Source organism: Enterococcus sp. AZ179 (assembly GCF_050498885.1).
GTDB lineage: Bacteria > Bacillota > Bacilli > Lactobacillales > Enterococcaceae > Enterococcus_D > Enterococcus_D entomosocium.
This window is the reverse complement of record NZ_JBMHEO010000001.1, coordinates 1,000,292-1,014,888: the sequence shown is the minus strand read 5'-3', so window position 1 is coordinate 1,014,888 and position 14,597 is coordinate 1,000,292. Positions and strand designations below refer to the sequence as shown.

Sequence of the window (14,597 nt, the reverse complement as noted above, 5' to 3'; positions counted from 1 at the left end):
GAACATGGCAATTTTAGAAACAAAAGACATGACGTATTACTACCAAGATGGCGAGAATCGCCGGAAAATTTTAGATAAAACCAATATCTCCTTTGAAAAAGGCAAATTTTACACGATCTTAGGAAAATCAGGCTCAGGAAAGACCACTTTTCTTTCCTTGATCAGTGCATTGGATCAGCCAACCGATGGGGAAGTGTTTTTTGAAGAAAAAAATATCAAAACGATCGGTTATGAAGAATATCGCCGCAACAAAATCAGTTTGATTTTTCAAAGTTACAACTTGATCCCTTATTTGACGGCTTTAGAAAACGTCCTTGTTTCGATGGCGATTTCAGACAACAAACTCCCGGATCAGCATGATCAAATTGCGTATCGTTTGCTGGACTATATCGGCATCAATTCCACGAAAGCCGATCGTTTCGTCAATCAGCTTTCCGGTGGGGAACAGCAGCGGGTCGCCATCGCTCGTGCTTTAGCGACCAACGTTGATATCATTTTAGCCGATGAACCTACCGGGAATTTGGATGAAGGCATGGAACAAGAAATCGTGGATATTTTTAAAGAACTAGCGGCGATCCACAACAAGTGCATCATCGTAGTGACCCATTCGACCGAGATCGCCAAGCAGTCAGATCAGACTTTTTACTTAAAAAAAGGTGCGTTGACGGCCTATGAGTGATTTTTTATCGAAGTTTGAAGAAGAACCGAAACAGCCAGACAAGGGATCAGCAGCAGCCGAAGTACCTTCTTCCCGTGCTTCCCGCAAAGAAAAAGGTTCAGCTTCTTTAGAAGAGGGGATCGAACATGATCCCTCCTTCAAAAAGAAGCGGCGAAAAAAACGACTGCTAGGGTTAGCTGCCTTGCTTGGACTCTTTATACTCAGCGGCTTTTTATTTTTCCAATTGGCGTATGTCCGGTTGGATAACTTTGTGGACAAAGAGATCTCAGAGGTCAGAGAATGGGCAGCGGAACATGATCTTGCGGTTGATGTCACACCAGCCTATGATGAAGCCCCAGCCAATCAAGTGATCGCCCAAGCAGAAGCCGCCAGAAGTCGAGTCAGAAAAAGAAGCACCCTGCATCTAACCGTGAGCCAAGGACCTGATCCAGAAGAGAAATTGGCATTGCCAGACTTTATGGAAATGACGAGGGACGAGGCAGCAGAGTGGATCGAAAAAAATCAAGCAAGCAATTTGACGATCGTCGATGAATACCACGATGAGATCGAGGAAAAAGCACCGATTCGAGTAGAATTTACCAATAAAGAAGTCTCACGAGAGAACTATCATCGTCGAGATGTCGGACGAGTCTTTTATTCCAAAGGCGAAGAAACCTTTGAAAAAGATATTGAAGTACCAGACTTTAGTGATAAAACCCGTGCAGAGGTAGAAACATGGGGGAAAGCCCATGAGCTGGAGCTTGAAGTCAAAGAACAGGCTTCGGATACTGTGGAAGAAGGCAAGGTCATTGAACAAAGCGTGGCACCAAAAGAAAAAATCGCGAAACGGGATGCGTTTCAAGTAACGATTTCCCTAGGGAAAGGGGTCACCGTACCAGACTTTTCAACGATTTTACCAGATGATGCCCAGGCCGCTGTTGAGGGTGTCACTGTGCGGATGCGGATGCAGTTTACTCAGAGTCTGCCCTATGGACAATTGATCTCGCAAAGTGAGACCGCCGGGACCGTCTTAACCAGCAAAGATGACCAAGGCATTGAAGTCGTCTATTCGGCAGGTCAACCTTATATCAAAGATTACCGTCGAAGCGAGATCCTTGAAGGGGATCTGCAAAAACTCTTCTTTGATGAATTCCGTTCAAAAGGGGCGAACATCAGCTATCAAGTCCGTTATGTCAATTCAGCAGAACCCTACGGGACAATCGTGGGGATGAGCAAGTTCAATCAGTTTTTACCGTTAGAAGATACGATTACCTTCGATATCAGCTTAGGCAATCAGACAGCCCCAGCGGCATCTGATTCTGAATAGTCGCTTTCTTTTTTAGTCAACCTGCAAAAGGAGGAAACCCATGCGTCATCAAGAGAATTTTCAAGACCTTAGGAAAAAGCTGTTTGTGTTTTTACTAAGCGGTATGGTAGCATTGTTGCTACACATGTGGATTCATCAAACAAGTGTACACATGCGGATCGTTTCAACAGAACCTTTTATTGGAGAACAATTGGAATGAGTCTATAGGAATGATTGTGCTTACTGAAAAGTGATTGAAAAAGAAATGATGAGTGTAAAAGGGGGACTGACCGATGCGGATCTTATTCGTAGAAGATGAGCCATCGATCGCAGAAGCGGTTGCCAGCTTATTGAAGAAACAACATTATTCCGTTGATTTGGCGTATGATGGCGAAACCGGATTAGATTATGCAGCGAGTGGTGTATATGACATTCTCGTTTTGGATATCATGCTGCCAAAAATCGATGGGATCACATTGCTAAAGACGTTACGCAAGCAAAATATTCGCACGCCGATCATTATGTTGACGGCCAAAAGCGAAGTCGATGACAAAGTACTCGGCTTGGATGCAGGGGCAGATGATTACTTGACGAAACCCTTTCAAATGAAAGAGTTGCTGGCACGGATTCGTTCGCTAGGCAGAAGAAAAGATTTGGATTATCAAGAAGACCAGTTAGCCTTTGGCAACGTGGGCTTAGATCGTAATGAGCTGCAGTTAGCCACGCCTAGCAATCAAGTGGTGCTGTCACCCAAAGAAATGAAACTGATGGAGCTATTTTTAGCCAGACCTAAAGTGATTTTATCAAAAGAAACCATCATCAATAAAATTTGGGGCTTTGATCCCGATGTGGAAGAAAACCGCGTTGAAATCTATGTGTCTTTGCTGCGGAAAAAACTGACGCTGCTTGAAGCGGATATCGGCATTCGCACGATCCGCAATGCGGGGTATATTTTGCAGAGCAAGGAGCCGCCATGTTAAAAAAATTGCGAAATAAAATGCTGTGGTTCAATATGGCGTTGATCTCAATCATTGTCTTAGGTGCCTTTACCTTTATCTATATTTTGAATGCCACCCAAATTGAAAACGAGATCCAATCATTGATCTCGCAAGAAGCAAACACCCTAGCTGCGGTACCTTTGGATGAGGAGGAAGTGCGGCAATCACTGACAGAGCCTGAGTATCCAATGATGTTGACCATCACGAATAGTACCAGTGAGCTCAGAGAGATCGCTCTACTTGACATTAGCCAAATGGATGTCGTGATTCAAAGTATTGATGAGAGCGTCGATCAAAACGAGCTTTATGAAGCCTTGGTCGATGCAGCGGCGAAACAAGGGGAGATTCCTAACGAAGTGAAGGTGAATGGTCGAAATTGGCGGTATGCGCTCTTTTTAGTGACTTCTTTCAATCAATACTCAATCGATTACGATGCAATAGGGGAATATTCCACCAGTATCAATAATTACGAGCCATTTTATCAAGTGCTGTTCTTTGACGTCACCGACTACAAAACCAGTCTAAGCAACTTAAGAAACACGCTTTTGCTCATCGGCGTTTTAGCTTTAGCCAGTATTTATATCGCTAGTTTTTATGTGGCCAATCGAGCCTTGCGACCGGTGGAACTGGCTTGGCGCAAACAAAAAGAGTTTGTTTCTAACGCTTCCCATGAGTTGAAAACACCACTGGCGATCATTCAAGTCAATGCTGAGGTATTAGCTGGCAGTCCAGAAGAAACCTTGGAAAGCCAAATGAAATGGCTGGAAAACATTCAGTTAGGTTCCGAACGGATGGATGAGCTAGTAAATAGCTTATTGCTGTTGACCAAATTTGAAAGTGCCGAGCAAGAAATGGTGCGTTCGGTGATCGATGCCAGTCAAGTCGTGCAAAGTGTTTATCAAAGCATGGAGGCGATTGCGCTGGAAAAAGGGATCCACTATCAGGAACAGATCGCTAAACAGGTGCGCCTTGAAAGCAATGAGCAAGCCTTGCGGCAATTGACCATGATATTGGTAGACAATGCCTTGAAATACACGCCCGCTGGAGAAACAGTCACAGTGGCCCTAATCGAACGGCAACGAAAGACAGTGCTGCAAGTCTCCAACGGTGGTTGTCCGATCCCCGAAGAAAAAATTCCCTATGTCTTTGACCGCTTCTACCGCGGGGATCCTTCTCGCAATCATCAAGAAGGCGGCTATGGGTTAGGTTTAGCCATCGCCAAAGCCATCACAGAAATGCTGCAGGCGCAAATCAGTTTGACGGTGGATCAAGACGGCGTCAATCATTTTGAAGTTTCATTTCATTGAGATTGGATCGCTGCCTTCACTTAAATAAAATTTTTCAAAAAAAGAGGACTCCATGAATGGAAGTCCTCTTTTGATAGGTGAAATTTACTTGTTGCTAGTTAAATCCAATAAGCGGTCTTTCAAGTCTTCTTCTAGATGACCCAATTCCACTTCGGCAGCACGACGTTTTTCTTTTCCTTCTTTTTGGATCCGTAATGTTTCTTGGATCGTTTCCACAAGGTCGTTTTGTGTTTTTTGCAATGTTTCGATGTCGACGATGCCGCGCTCGTTTTCTTTCGCTGTTTCAATAGCAGAAACTTTCAACATTTCTGAGTTTTTCTTCAATAGATCATTGGTGGTCTCAGAAACTTGGCGCTGTGCCGTAACTGCATCTTTTTGACGCAATAAAGTCAAGGCAATGACCACTTGGTTTTTCCATAGCGGGATCGCTGTATTGACAGAAGCTTGGATTTTTTCTGCTAACGCTTGGTTCGTGTTTTGGATCAGGCGAATTTGCGGTGCCTGTTGGATCGTGATTTGACGTGCCAAGCGCAAGTCATGGGTCCGTTTGTCTAAACGATCTAGGAATTGCGTGTAATCGTTGGCGATCTGTACGTCCATTTGATCATTCGTTTCTTCTGCTTTTTTCATGGCTTCAGGAATGATTTTGGTTTGCAATTCTTGCATCTTCAACTCGCCAGCGGCAATGTAGATGTTCAATGCATCGAAGTAATCTTTGTTCTTTTGATACAACTGTTCCAACATCAGGTTGTCTTTTAGCAAACCGTCTTTTTCTTTATCCAATTTGACGGCGATCTTGTCGATTTGGGCACCGATTTTTTGGTATTTAGCGGTGATTTCAAAAATGGATTGTTTTACTTTACCAAACATCCGCTTGAATAAGTTGCCTTCACCTGCACGCAGTTCATCTGGATTGGCTTCTTGCAAGCGATACATCAACTCAGTCAATGAGTCGCCCACAGGGCCGATATCAGCTGCTTGGACATGGTTCAACATAGATTGGGAAAACTCCCCAAGTTTGGTTTGGGCAGCTGCACCATAGGTGATGACTGCTTGCTGGTCAGTTGCATCGATCTTGCTGGCTAATTCTTGGGCCTGTGCTTGACGCTCTGGCGGTAATTTGTCAATCAAACGCGGTGCTGTTTGCTGTTCTTTCAGCTGACTGATCTCCGCTTGTTGAGTAGTGGTCAAAGTGTCGACAGGGGTTGAAAATGGGTTGTTCAATAAATCGTCAAGCGTATCCGTTACGGGTTTTACTTGATTTGGTGTGTCACTCATAATAACTCCTCCTAATAATTGTCTGCTTTCGAAAAAAATCTAGCCTGGGCTAGATTTTTTTTTAGATTCTTTTTTTGTTGCCAATCAGAATCTATCCCTATTCATTATCTCGTTTTATGCTTTGTTTGGCAATGGATAACTCAATATCCATGTCATCAAGATCGTCTGCTACAAATTGGGAGTAGTCTTTGGCGATCAAGGAAGCCATTTGCTCGATAATTTGTGTGCTTTCTTCGATTTTATCATAGGTCTCACGACTTTTGATCTCATGGCTATTGATTTCAATGAACTTATCGGTCAAATCGACCATATTGGGCAAGTGGGTATAAAGGAAATGACTTGCCAAAGGCAGTTTAGTTGGTTCTTTTACGAGTTCTTTGAAAAGAGCTTTTGAGGCACGCAAGGCATCGTGACGCAAGTCAATGGCTTTTAACTTGTTATTGCTAGTGATATTTTTTTGGTATTTATCGATTTGGTGTTTCGTCTGATTCATCGTTTCACGGAACAATTCGATCTCACGAGCAGTCATTCCGCTTTTCAAGTAATGGGCTTCTCGTTCTCTCGTTAAAGAAGGCAAAACTTGTGGATCCGCTGCCGGAACTTTACGTCCTCTGATACCGACGTAGACTAAAATCGCACCGACGATTAATAATAGGCTCGCAAATGAATCGCCTACTACGTTAAAAATAATACTGATGAGGACGATCGCACCAACGATCAGCCAGATGTTTTTTTTCATTTTTCCTCCTCCTAAAAATCTCTTGGACAAGTAGATTGGGTTATTCGACATCTTTATTTTAGCATGTTCACTAAAAGAAAAATATCAGACTTGGGGTGGATTTTCCGATTTTTAGTAAATTCATAAGCTTTCTTGCTATTTCTTAAGAAGATATTTTTTCTAAATTATGCTAAAGTGTTTGATAGATAAGACGTATGAGGAAAGTTAGGTGTCGATAGATGTTAGAATTTAAAGATTTTGAAGAAAAAACGATCCAACGGAATGAAATTTTCCATGGCAAAATCATTGATGTGGTGGTTGATGATGTCTCCTTGCCCAATGGTGGAACCAGTAAACGCGAACTAGTCTTCCACCCAGGTGGGGTGGCCGTGATCGCCTTGACGAGTGAGAACAAAATGCTGTTCGTTCGCCAATTCAGAAAGCCATTAGAGCGAGTGATTTTAGAGATACCAGCAGGCAAAATCGATCCAGGAGAAGGCGCACGTCCAGATTTGACTGGCGCCCGGGAATTGGAAGAAGAGACTGGCTATCGCGCAAAAACGCTAGAGCATGTTTCTTCTATGTACCTTTCACCAGGATTTGCGAATGAAATCTTGCACGTCTATTATGCGAAAGAGCTGGAAAAAGTGGCAAATCCCTTACCGCAAGACGAAGACGAAGTGCTGGAAGTCTATGAATTGAGCTTAGAGCAAGCACAAGCCGCTATCGCTGATGGAACGATCTGTGATGCGAAGACCGTGTTTGCGATCCAATTTTGGGAGTTGCTGGAATTGAAACGGAGGAACGGACTTGCCTAAAGAACCATTGATCACCCGCAGTGAACTTCGACGCCGACGCGAAGAAGAACAAGCGGCGTCTGAACGTAATCAGCAAATCGTAGAAAAGCAAAGCAAGAAAGAATGGAAACAAAAAGAAAAACAAATTGATAACCACTACCGAAAAGTGCGCAAGAAAAACAAAGAAATCACGAAGACCCGTGCCGGTGAGAACCAGAAATCTCGGGATCTGAACCGTTTTTTAATGAAAGCCATTGTGATCGTCACTTTATTGTTAGTCGTCGTCGGTTTGGCGATCTTTTTGTTGTGATTCATCTAGTACTAAGAAAAAGCCGCCCCTGCATCTTCTGCAAGTGCGGCTTTTTTGTTATTCGGTCGGCTTTTTCAAAATAGCTAAAAACATGGCCGCTGGCTGATTCATGAACAAATGATCCGCTTCATGAAAAACGGTAAAGGAAGTGTCGGTAAACCCAATCGCCTCTGTCAGTTGAGTCAATGCAGCAGGGTCAAACCCATTATGAACCAGCGGGTGAGACACGGCGGGATTTTTGAGGAAATCCACTAGGTAAAGGGTTCCTCCTGGCTGCAGCAAGGCGTATAGTTTTTCCATCATAGCGGCTGTGTCAGGAATATGCAGCAAGACGAGGGATAGCAGCACAGCGTCTGCTTTTGCTTGTAAGGATTCTTGCAGCAGATCGTGGACAGTTGCAGAAGCATTGGCCAGCTGCAGTTGGTTGATTTTTTTTTCAGAAACCTCGATCATGCCAGGGGCAGTATCCCAGATGGCTAAGTGCTGGACATAAGCTGCTAAGGGCAGACTTACTAGGCCGGTACCGCCGCCGATATCGATCAGAGTTTGGTGCTGGTTGTCTTTAAAATAAGGTTCAAGGGTTTGGGTGACTAATTGTGCTAACGCGATCCGTTCAGGGGTATCGTATTTTGCTGCCATGGCGTTGAAAATTTCAGACATAAGTGCCTCCTTTGATAATGACAAAAAACTGTTCGTTTCGTCAAAACTAGTTTATCATGAAAGGAGAAAAAACACGTCAGTAGATACGTGGGAATTTCTGTTGTTTTTCATTTTAAAGGATGAAAAATAAACGAGAAGCAGGAGGCAAACACATGAAAATTGGTATTATTGGTGCAATGGAGGAAGAAATCAAGACGTTGCGGGAACAGTTGATTTCACCGCTTTCTTGGGAACGCGGCGGCGCACTATTTATTTCAGGAAGTATCGGCAATCATGAAGTGATCGTCGTTCGTTCAGGTATTGGTAAAGTTCTGGCATCGATCACCACTAGTTTACTGATCCAACAATACGGGGTCAATATGGTGATCAATACTGGATCAGCTGGTGGGATCGGTGCCGGTTTACAAGTAGGGGATTTAGTGATCTCAGATAAAGTGGCCTATTTTGATGTCGATGTGACTGGCTTTGGTTATGAATATGGCCAGTTGCCTGGTGGGATGCCTTTGTATTATGAAGCCAGCCGCTATTTGATCAGTGAGATGACGAAAGCCGCAGAAGCGACCCATCATACCGTGAAAAAGGGACTGATCGTTACTGGTGACAGCTTTATTCATGACCCGCAAAAAGTACAGGAGATTTTAGGACATTTTCCAGATGCCTTGGCTTGTGAGATGGAAGGAGCCGCGATCGCACAGACTGCGCAGCAATTCAATATTCCTTTCTTAATCGTGCGCGCGATCAGCGACACCGCCGACCACGCAGCAACCGTCTCTTTTGATGAGTTTATCTTAGAAGCTGGCAAGCGTTCCGCTGAAATGGTCTTGGCATTCGTTGAAACATTAAAGTAACTTAAAAAACAGGAGAGCCGATCCGTAAGAGGAGGAAGGAAGCATGAGAGCATTACTATCCATTGATTATACGTTTGATTTTGTTGCAGATGAGGGACGATTGACGACGGGTGCTGCTGGGCAAGCGATTGAAGCTGCCTTAGTGGCTCGGACGCAAGCCTTTATCGAAGCCGGTGAGTATGTCGTTTTTGCCATTGATCGTCATGAGGAAACAGACAACTATCATCCTGAAAACCGCTTGTTCCCACCCCACAATCTTGCGGGCAGTGCGGGGCGACATCTTTATGGTCGTTTAGCCCCGCTTTATGAAACCTATCAGGAAGCGCCAAATGTCTATTGGATCGACAAGCGCCATTACTCAGCGTTTAGTGGTACCGACTTGGACATCCGACTCCGGGAAAGAGGGATCACGGAATTGTACCTGACCGGCGTTTGTACCGACATCTGTGTCTTGCATACAGCAGTGGATGCCTATAATTTAGGCTACCAACTGGTGATCGATGCAGATACCGTTGCCAGCTTTGACGCGGTCGGACATGAATGGGCACTACGCCATTTTGAAAATACCCTTGGTGCGAAAATCATTTCTGCGAAGGAGGAAGCATAAATGGGATGGATGGATCAATTAAAAGCAAATTTCAGTTTCAGTGAACTGACTAGCCTTTATCAAGCGTATCAAAAAGGGAATCTTGATGTGAAGGCGTTGTTGAACAATGACTTCTTACAAAAGTATACAGATTTTCAGAACTTGGATGAGTTTATGGCTAAACTAGGAATCCAGAATGAAAACCAAATCTTCGACTTTCTAAAAGACCGCCCCAATCGACAAAAAGCCGATCAAGTCGTCAATGAGCATTCTCAATTCGATTCTGTGATTAGTATGATGAAAAAAGCTTTACAGAAATAAACAATTGGCGAAGAAAAAGCGCAAGCAGAAAAATCTGCTTGCGCTTTTGTTTACCAGATCTGCACACGATCTTCTGGTGCACGATACATAGGGTCACCAGGTTTGATATCAAAGGTTGTATAAAATTCATCGATATTTTGGACTTGGATATTGGCCCGTAGTTTAGCTGGTCCGTGGACATCGATCGCCAGTAAGAGCTGTTGGTATTGTTCTTTGGCTTTTGTACGCCAAATCTTCGCCCAATTGGTGAAGAAGTCTGTTAAAGAAACATCGCTTTCTTTTTGCGCTGCTTCTAGCGCACAGCTTAGTCCGCCTGCATCGGCGATGTTTTCAGAAACAGTCAATGTTCCGTTGACGGTACCGCCGGCAAAGGGCAGGCCATCAAACTCGTCGATCATCGCTTGAGCTAAGCGTTCAAAGTGGGCCAGATCTTCTTCTGTCCACCAATTGTTTAAATTACCATATTCATCAAATTTTGCCCCGTTGTTGTCAAAGGCGTGGGAGATCTCATGAGCAATGACCGCGCCGATCCCCCCATAATTTGCGCTGGTGGATTGTTCCAAACTATAAAAGGGCGCTTGTAAGATTGCGGCTGGGAAAACGATCACGTTCTTAAATGGGTGATAGTAGGCATTCACGGTAGCGGCGGACATTTCCCATTCCTCGCGATCCACGGGCTGCTGCCATTTTTTGAAGCCATCTTCTCGGAACAAACGATTGAAATGCAGGGCATTTGCCAGCAGACTTTTCTCTTCATCGGTATGCAATTGATCATAAATAGCAGGAACTTGATCAGGGTACCCGACATGGATGCCTAAACGATTCAATTTGATGATCGCTTTTTGGCGGGTTTCTTCACTTAACCACGTGTTGTTGCGCAAACGATCTTGGTAGACAGCAATCATTGTTTCCACCATGTGTTTGACGTCTTTTTTCGCCATTTCCCCAAAGTACTTGCGTCCATAATAATCACCGATCACTTGACTAAAATGACCCATCGTTAAGTAATAAGCCGCTTTTTGTTGGGGAGCCGCTTCATCGATCCCTGATAAGTAGCGACTGTAGGTTCCGCCTAACTGACGCAATTCTTCACTCAGATAGCTAGTATAGCGCAAGCTTTGGTTGACGATCATCCAGCCTTTCAAGAGTTCAAAATGGCTATCAGAAACAATAATGTCAAAGGCTTCAAAGTAAGCGGGTTCCGTTACGATCAGCTCTTCTGGTGTACCTGGTAAAAGGGCTGTCAAGAGTTGTGTAAAATCGATCTTGCTAGCTTGCTTTGCAAATTCCTCCAAGGAGCGAGGATTGTAGTTTTTACTATAATCCGCACTTTCTTCCGCACTGCGGACGTGAGGGGCGATCAATTTATCAAATGCGATCGCTTGCTCTACCAACGATTCCGCTTCTGCTTGGTCTTTTCCGTAAGCAACTAAAACGTTGACGGCCATCTCAAAGTAGACTTGCAGCATTTCGCCTGCTTGGGGATTTTCTGTGTAATAGGTTTTATCCGGCAAAATAGTAGCAGGCGGATAGACCGACAAAGTATTCATTTGCGCATTTTTCATGTCTGCATCGACATCCAGTTGGAAAGGCAAGGCAATGCCATCTAAAACGAAACTTGCCAGTTGCTGATTCAATTCCTCATAAGAACGCAACGCTTCGATTTTTGCTAATAGTGCATTTGCTTCAGTAGCGCCAGCTGCCTCTCGTTGGGCAAAATCGCTGGCTAAGCGGTAAAAAGCCACAGCATCCTTCATGCGGCCTTTTGGCGTAGCATGGGGATCGTGTGCCATATTTTCAAATTCTGCGATCATTAAGGAATCGATTCCGTCAACGAGATCTTGGAATCCACCCGTAGCGGGTTTATCTGCTGGAATAACAGCGGTCTCCAGCCACTCGCCATTTACATAGTCATAAAAATCATCTTTTAACAAGGTTGTCATGTCTTTCGCTCCTCTCGCTTTCTACTATTATGAAACAAAATCTGTAAGGACGCAAAGAAAAGTTTTCTAGACGAAAAAGGGTTTTGATCCAAGTAGGAGGAGAATCTAAGGTATAATAAGAAAAAAGGCAGGTGAACGAGATGGAACAAGTAGAGTGGAAAGGGATCGCCGAAGAGCGGTTTCGTCCGTATAAGCAGTGGGTCACTCCTTCAGGGTATTTATGCGGCACCTATGCGGCAGCCGTCTTTTTGGCCTACTATCAAGATTACATCGATGAAACGATCATCCCGAAAGCGTTTCGTCGAAAAAAACAGCGGGATCTGACAGTAGTGACGGAAATGCTGCGTGTGCTGATTCAGCCTCATGGGTTGCCGACGATCGCTTGGCAAGTCAGTCATGGTTTGACTCGGTTTTTCGATCAATTCCAATTGCCTTACCGCGGACGTGCGACCGTTGTTGGCGGTTGGCATCGAGCGTGCAAACGAATCGACGAAGGCAAACCGGTGATCATCGGTATTTTGAAGCCTTTAGGCAGCACATATGGCAATCATTGGGTCGTGGCTTACGCCTACGCCGAAACCGCCAGCGGAGAACGCTATTTTAAAGTTCATGACAACTGGGGCAACTACAAAAAAGTAATTCCCGCCAGTTGGGTAAACGGTACCGTCACACTTCCTTGAACGAGACGGTTAAAAAAACAGTCACTTTGTGCTAGAATAGAAGAAAACAACCACATTCATTGGAGGCAATCATGGGCGAAAGTTATAAAGATAGTTCGTTGAAAATTTTTAGTTTAAATGGAAATTTACCATTAGCAGAAAACATTGCGAAAGTTTTCGGTACAGAACTAGGGAAGTCAAAAGTGACACAGTTTAGTGATGGAGAGATTGCCATCAATATTGAAGAAAGTGTGCGGGGCGACCATATTTATATCATTCAATCGACGAATGAACCCGTCAATGATCATTATTTAGAGTTGCTGATCATGATCGATGCGATGAAACGGGCTAGTGCGAAGACCATCAATGTCGTTTTGCCTTATTACGCATATGCGCGGCAAGACCGAACCGCCAACCCGCATGAGCCGATTACTGCAAAATTGATTGCCAATATGCTGGTGGAAGCAGGGGCTTCTCGGATCTTGACGCTTGATCTGCATGCCGTCCAAGTTCAAGGATTTTTCGACATCCCAGTGGATAATCTCTTTACGATCCCATTGTTTGCCCATTATTATCGCGAACAAAAAATGACTGGTGACGACTATGTCGTTGTTTCACCAAAAAACAGCGGTGTCCAACGGACCCGTAGTTTGGCAGAATACTTAGATACAGCGATCGCGATCGTCGATCAAGATGAAGCCGATGGCGGCTATGTGATTGGTGATGTCGTTGGGAAAAAATGTATTTTAGTTGATGACATTTTAAATACCGGCCATACATTGGCAAAAGCGGCAGACTTGTTGAAGGAAGCTGGTGCCAGCGAAGTGTATGCTTGTGTGTCTCACGCCTTACTTTCGCCGCCAGCTAAAGAAATTTTGGATCAATCAGCGATTGAAAGGATTTGTGTCACCGATTCTTGTTGGACCAGCGAAGAACGCCATCCAGAAAAACTGCACTACATTTCTTGTGCTGAATTGATGGGGGAAGCCGTTCGCCGCATTCACGAAAATACACCAATGAGTCCATTGTTCCGCCTGGAAAGCAAAGAGTATAAATAAAAATATGAAAAGCACCCGCTATCCCTAGGGACAGCGGGTGCTTTTGCGTGTGGGGGAAGTGGACCAGACACAGCGGATCAGTTCAACTGATTGCGGTTCAAGACCGTTTCTCGTTTGATCAGCTTATGTGGTACGACCAGCTGTACGCCGTTTGAATCTTCATGATTCAATTGCGCCATCAGCCGTTCGGTAGCGATTTTTCCTAAGGACAACACGTTGATATCGATACTAGTCAAATACGGGTGTGTCAAAGTAGCAAAGATCGAATTATTGAAACTGATGATGGATAAGTCATCCGGGACTTTGTAGCCATACATCGTCGCTAATTGAATGATCCGCACAGCGAACAGATCATCGATCACGACGATGGCAGTTGCTTGGGATTCTTTGATCGTTTCTTCAAACGTGACGTAATCTTCCGCTTTTTCAAAGGTCAATGCTGGATAAAAGGGGAGATTTGCCAGCATCATGGCTTTTTGGTAGCCGAAAAAACGTTCGAAATACAGATTTTCATGGGTCGTATTAGTAGCAAATAAAATCTTCGTATGCCCTTGGGCGATCAGATGCTCGGTTGCTTGCTTGCCTAACAACTGGTTGTCATTATCGACAAAAACGATTTTGTCTTCATTGCTGTATGGTTGACCAATCAAGGTAAAGGGGACTTCTTTTTCGACCAGATAATCGATGATGGGGTCTTTTTCATCGGAATAGACCAAGATAAAGCCATCTACTTGTTTTTGCAGGTGCATTCGTTCCACGTTTTTTAGTAATGTAGCAAAGTCACGGGCGGAGGCAACGGCAACCGTCATTTGATGATGGCGGGCCTCTTCATTGATGGCTTCGATCGTTTCTAAATAAAAGGGGTTTCCTAGTCGTTCTTTCGAATCAAGGGGCGGCAAGATCACGCCGATGGCACTAGATATCTGTTTGCCGAGATTTCGAGCCGCAAGATTGGGGACGTAGCCCATTTCTGCCATTACTTTGCGCACTTTCTTCTTAGTATCTTCAGAGATACTGGGATGATCGTTTACGACACGAGAAACCGTGGATGTAGCGACGCCAGCCTTTTTGGCGACATCTTTGACCGTAATGCTCACTGATTTCCCTCCTTTTTTAGCTTATAGTATCACAAAGTGTCGGCACAAGGGTA

Annotated in this window: 17 protein-coding genes; 12 read left to right on the top strand and 5 right to left on the bottom strand. The window is 44.3% G+C overall.

All coding sequences use genetic code 11. The features are described 5' to 3' along the window. The first annotated feature begins 4 nt into the window (after positions 1-4). The 5 genes from IGI88_RS04810 (at position 5) to IGI88_RS04790 (ending at position 4,269) form a co-directional block, all read left to right on the top strand. Positions 5-679: an ABC transporter ATP-binding protein gene (locus IGI88_RS04810; RefSeq protein WP_008379303.1), complete on the top strand. Its 675-nt coding sequence runs from the start codon at positions 5-7 to the stop codon at positions 677-679. Then, positions 672-1,985: a PASTA domain-containing protein gene (locus IGI88_RS04805; protein WP_086298412.1), complete on the top strand. Its 1,314-nt coding sequence runs from the start codon at positions 672-674 to the stop codon at positions 1,983-1,985. Before IGI88_RS04810 ends, IGI88_RS04805 begins: the two co-directional genes overlap by 8 nt. A gap of 40 nt (positions 1,986-2,025) precedes the next feature. After that, positions 2,026-2,184, top strand: coding sequence for a hypothetical protein (locus tag IGI88_RS04800; RefSeq protein WP_016621946.1), 159 nt, complete (start codon positions 2,026-2,028; stop codon positions 2,182-2,184). Between the two features lie 73 nt (positions 2,185-2,257). Then, on the top strand, positions 2,258-2,944 hold the full coding sequence (locus IGI88_RS04795; RefSeq protein WP_005233513.1) for a response regulator transcription factor: 687 nt from the start codon (positions 2,258-2,260) through the stop codon (positions 2,942-2,944). Next, positions 2,938-4,269 (top strand): sensor histidine kinase, encoded by a 1,332-nt coding sequence (locus IGI88_RS04790; RefSeq protein ID WP_016621945.1) that lies wholly within the window; start codon positions 2,938-2,940, stop codon positions 4,267-4,269. Before IGI88_RS04795 ends, IGI88_RS04790 begins: the two co-directional genes overlap by 7 nt. Positions 4,270-4,353: 84 nt before the next feature. On the opposite strand, the gene IGI88_RS04785 is transcribed toward IGI88_RS04790, so the two are convergent. Further along, the gene (locus IGI88_RS04785; protein WP_005233515.1) at positions 4,354-5,547 is read right to left on the bottom strand and encodes a toxic anion resistance protein; all 1,194 of its coding nucleotides are present in this window, start codon (positions 5,545-5,547) and stop codon (positions 4,354-4,356) included. Between the two features lie 97 nt (positions 5,548-5,644). Further along, positions 5,645-6,286: a 5-bromo-4-chloroindolyl phosphate hydrolysis family protein gene (locus IGI88_RS04780; RefSeq protein ID WP_008379306.1), complete on the bottom strand. Its 642-nt coding sequence runs from the start codon at positions 6,284-6,286 to the stop codon at positions 5,645-5,647. A gap of 218 nt (positions 6,287-6,504) precedes the next feature. On the opposite strand from IGI88_RS04780, the gene IGI88_RS04775 reads away from it, so the two are divergent. Both IGI88_RS04775 and macP read left to right on the top strand, forming a co-directional pair. Further along, the gene (locus IGI88_RS04775) at positions 6,505-7,083 is read left to right on the top strand and encodes an NUDIX hydrolase (protein WP_008379307.1); all 579 of its coding nucleotides are present in this window, start codon (positions 6,505-6,507) and stop codon (positions 7,081-7,083) included. Next, entirely contained in the window at positions 7,076-7,372 is a 297-nt protein-coding gene (gene macP, locus IGI88_RS04770; protein WP_005233519.1) for a cell wall synthase accessory phosphoprotein MacP, read from the top strand. Before IGI88_RS04775 ends, macP begins: the two co-directional genes overlap by 8 nt. Before the next feature lie 57 nt (positions 7,373-7,429). Here the strand turns inward: macP and IGI88_RS04765 are convergent, their stop codons facing one another. Further along, positions 7,430-8,032, bottom strand: coding sequence for a class I SAM-dependent methyltransferase (locus IGI88_RS04765; protein ID WP_008379308.1), 603 nt, complete (start codon positions 8,030-8,032; stop codon positions 7,430-7,432). Between the two features lie 152 nt (positions 8,033-8,184). Here IGI88_RS04765 and IGI88_RS04760 point away from each other — a divergent pair, with 152 nt between their 5' ends. From IGI88_RS04760 to IGI88_RS04750, 3 genes are read left to right on the top strand one after another with little or no spacing between them, the layout of a single operon-like run. Continuing rightward, positions 8,185-8,880 (top strand): 5'-methylthioadenosine/adenosylhomocysteine nucleosidase, encoded by a 696-nt coding sequence (locus IGI88_RS04760; protein ID WP_042890679.1) that lies wholly within the window; start codon positions 8,185-8,187, stop codon positions 8,878-8,880. 43 nt (positions 8,881-8,923) lie between these two features. Continuing rightward, complete coding sequence (locus IGI88_RS04755) at positions 8,924-9,487, top strand: cysteine hydrolase family protein (RefSeq protein ID WP_008379309.1); 564 nt, start codon at positions 8,924-8,926, stop codon at positions 9,485-9,487. Next, entirely contained in the window at positions 9,488-9,787 is a 300-nt protein-coding gene (locus IGI88_RS04750; protein ID WP_008379310.1) for a hypothetical protein, read from the top strand. 50 nt (positions 9,788-9,837) lie between these two features. Here IGI88_RS04750 and IGI88_RS04745 read toward each other — a convergent pair whose 3' ends face one another. Next, entirely contained in the window at positions 9,838-11,730 is a 1,893-nt protein-coding gene (locus IGI88_RS04745; RefSeq protein ID WP_016612961.1) for a M13 family metallopeptidase, read from the bottom strand. 140 nt (positions 11,731-11,870) lie between these two features. On the opposite strand from IGI88_RS04745, the gene IGI88_RS04740 reads away from it, so the two are divergent. Both IGI88_RS04740 and IGI88_RS04735 read left to right on the top strand, forming a co-directional pair. After that, entirely contained in the window at positions 11,871-12,410 is a 540-nt protein-coding gene (locus IGI88_RS04740) for a C39 family peptidase (RefSeq protein WP_005233534.1), read from the top strand. A 71-nt stretch (positions 12,411-12,481) separates the two neighbouring features. Then, positions 12,482-13,447, top strand: coding sequence for a ribose-phosphate diphosphokinase (locus IGI88_RS04735; protein ID WP_005233536.1), 966 nt, complete (start codon positions 12,482-12,484; stop codon positions 13,445-13,447). A gap of 77 nt (positions 13,448-13,524) precedes the next feature. Here the strand turns inward: IGI88_RS04735 and IGI88_RS04730 are convergent, their stop codons facing one another. Then, on the bottom strand, positions 13,525-14,544 hold the full coding sequence (locus IGI88_RS04730; RefSeq protein ID WP_005227844.1) for a LacI family DNA-binding transcriptional regulator: 1,020 nt from the start codon (positions 14,542-14,544) through the stop codon (positions 13,525-13,527). Between the last annotated feature and the right edge of the window lie 53 nt (positions 14,545-14,597).

What these genes read in the sequence shown, in the direction of transcription:
- IGI88_RS04810 (WP_008379303.1), top strand. Translation starts at nt 5, where the DNA reads ATGGCAATTTTAGAAACAAAAGACATGACGTATTACTACCAAGATGGC.
- IGI88_RS04805 (WP_086298412.1), top strand. Translation starts at nt 672, where the DNA reads ATGAGTGATTTTTTATCGAAGTTTGAAGAAGAACCGAAACAGCCAGAC.
- IGI88_RS04800 (WP_016621946.1), top strand. Translation starts at nt 2,026, where the DNA reads ATGCGTCATCAAGAGAATTTTCAAGACCTTAGGAAAAAGCTGTTTGTG.
- IGI88_RS04795 (WP_005233513.1), top strand. Translation starts at nt 2,258, where the DNA reads ATGCGGATCTTATTCGTAGAAGATGAGCCATCGATCGCAGAAGCGGTT.
- IGI88_RS04790 (WP_016621945.1), top strand. Translation starts at nt 2,938, where the DNA reads ATGTTAAAAAAATTGCGAAATAAAATGCTGTGGTTCAATATGGCGTTG.
- IGI88_RS04785 (WP_005233515.1), bottom strand. Translation starts at nt 5,547, where the DNA reads ATGAGTGACACACCAAATCAAGTAAAACCCGTAACGGATACGCTTGAC.
- IGI88_RS04780 (WP_008379306.1), bottom strand. Translation starts at nt 6,286, where the DNA reads ATGAAAAAAAACATCTGGCTGATCGTTGGTGCGATCGTCCTCATCAGT.
- IGI88_RS04775 (WP_008379307.1), top strand. Translation starts at nt 6,505, where the DNA reads ATGTTAGAATTTAAAGATTTTGAAGAAAAAACGATCCAACGGAATGAA.
- IGI88_RS04765 (WP_008379308.1), bottom strand. Translation starts at nt 8,032, where the DNA reads ATGTCTGAAATTTTCAACGCCATGGCAGCAAAATACGATACCCCTGAA.
- IGI88_RS04760 (WP_042890679.1), top strand. Translation starts at nt 8,185, where the DNA reads ATGAAAATTGGTATTATTGGTGCAATGGAGGAAGAAATCAAGACGTTG.
- IGI88_RS04755 (WP_008379309.1), top strand. Translation starts at nt 8,924, where the DNA reads ATGAGAGCATTACTATCCATTGATTATACGTTTGATTTTGTTGCAGAT.
- IGI88_RS04750 (WP_008379310.1), top strand. Translation starts at nt 9,488, where the DNA reads ATGGGATGGATGGATCAATTAAAAGCAAATTTCAGTTTCAGTGAACTG.
- IGI88_RS04745 (WP_016612961.1), bottom strand. Translation starts at nt 11,730, where the DNA reads ATGACAACCTTGTTAAAAGATGATTTTTATGACTATGTAAATGGCGAG.
- IGI88_RS04740 (WP_005233534.1), top strand. Translation starts at nt 11,871, where the DNA reads ATGGAACAAGTAGAGTGGAAAGGGATCGCCGAAGAGCGGTTTCGTCCG.
- IGI88_RS04735 (WP_005233536.1), top strand. Translation starts at nt 12,482, where the DNA reads ATGGGCGAAAGTTATAAAGATAGTTCGTTGAAAATTTTTAGTTTAAAT.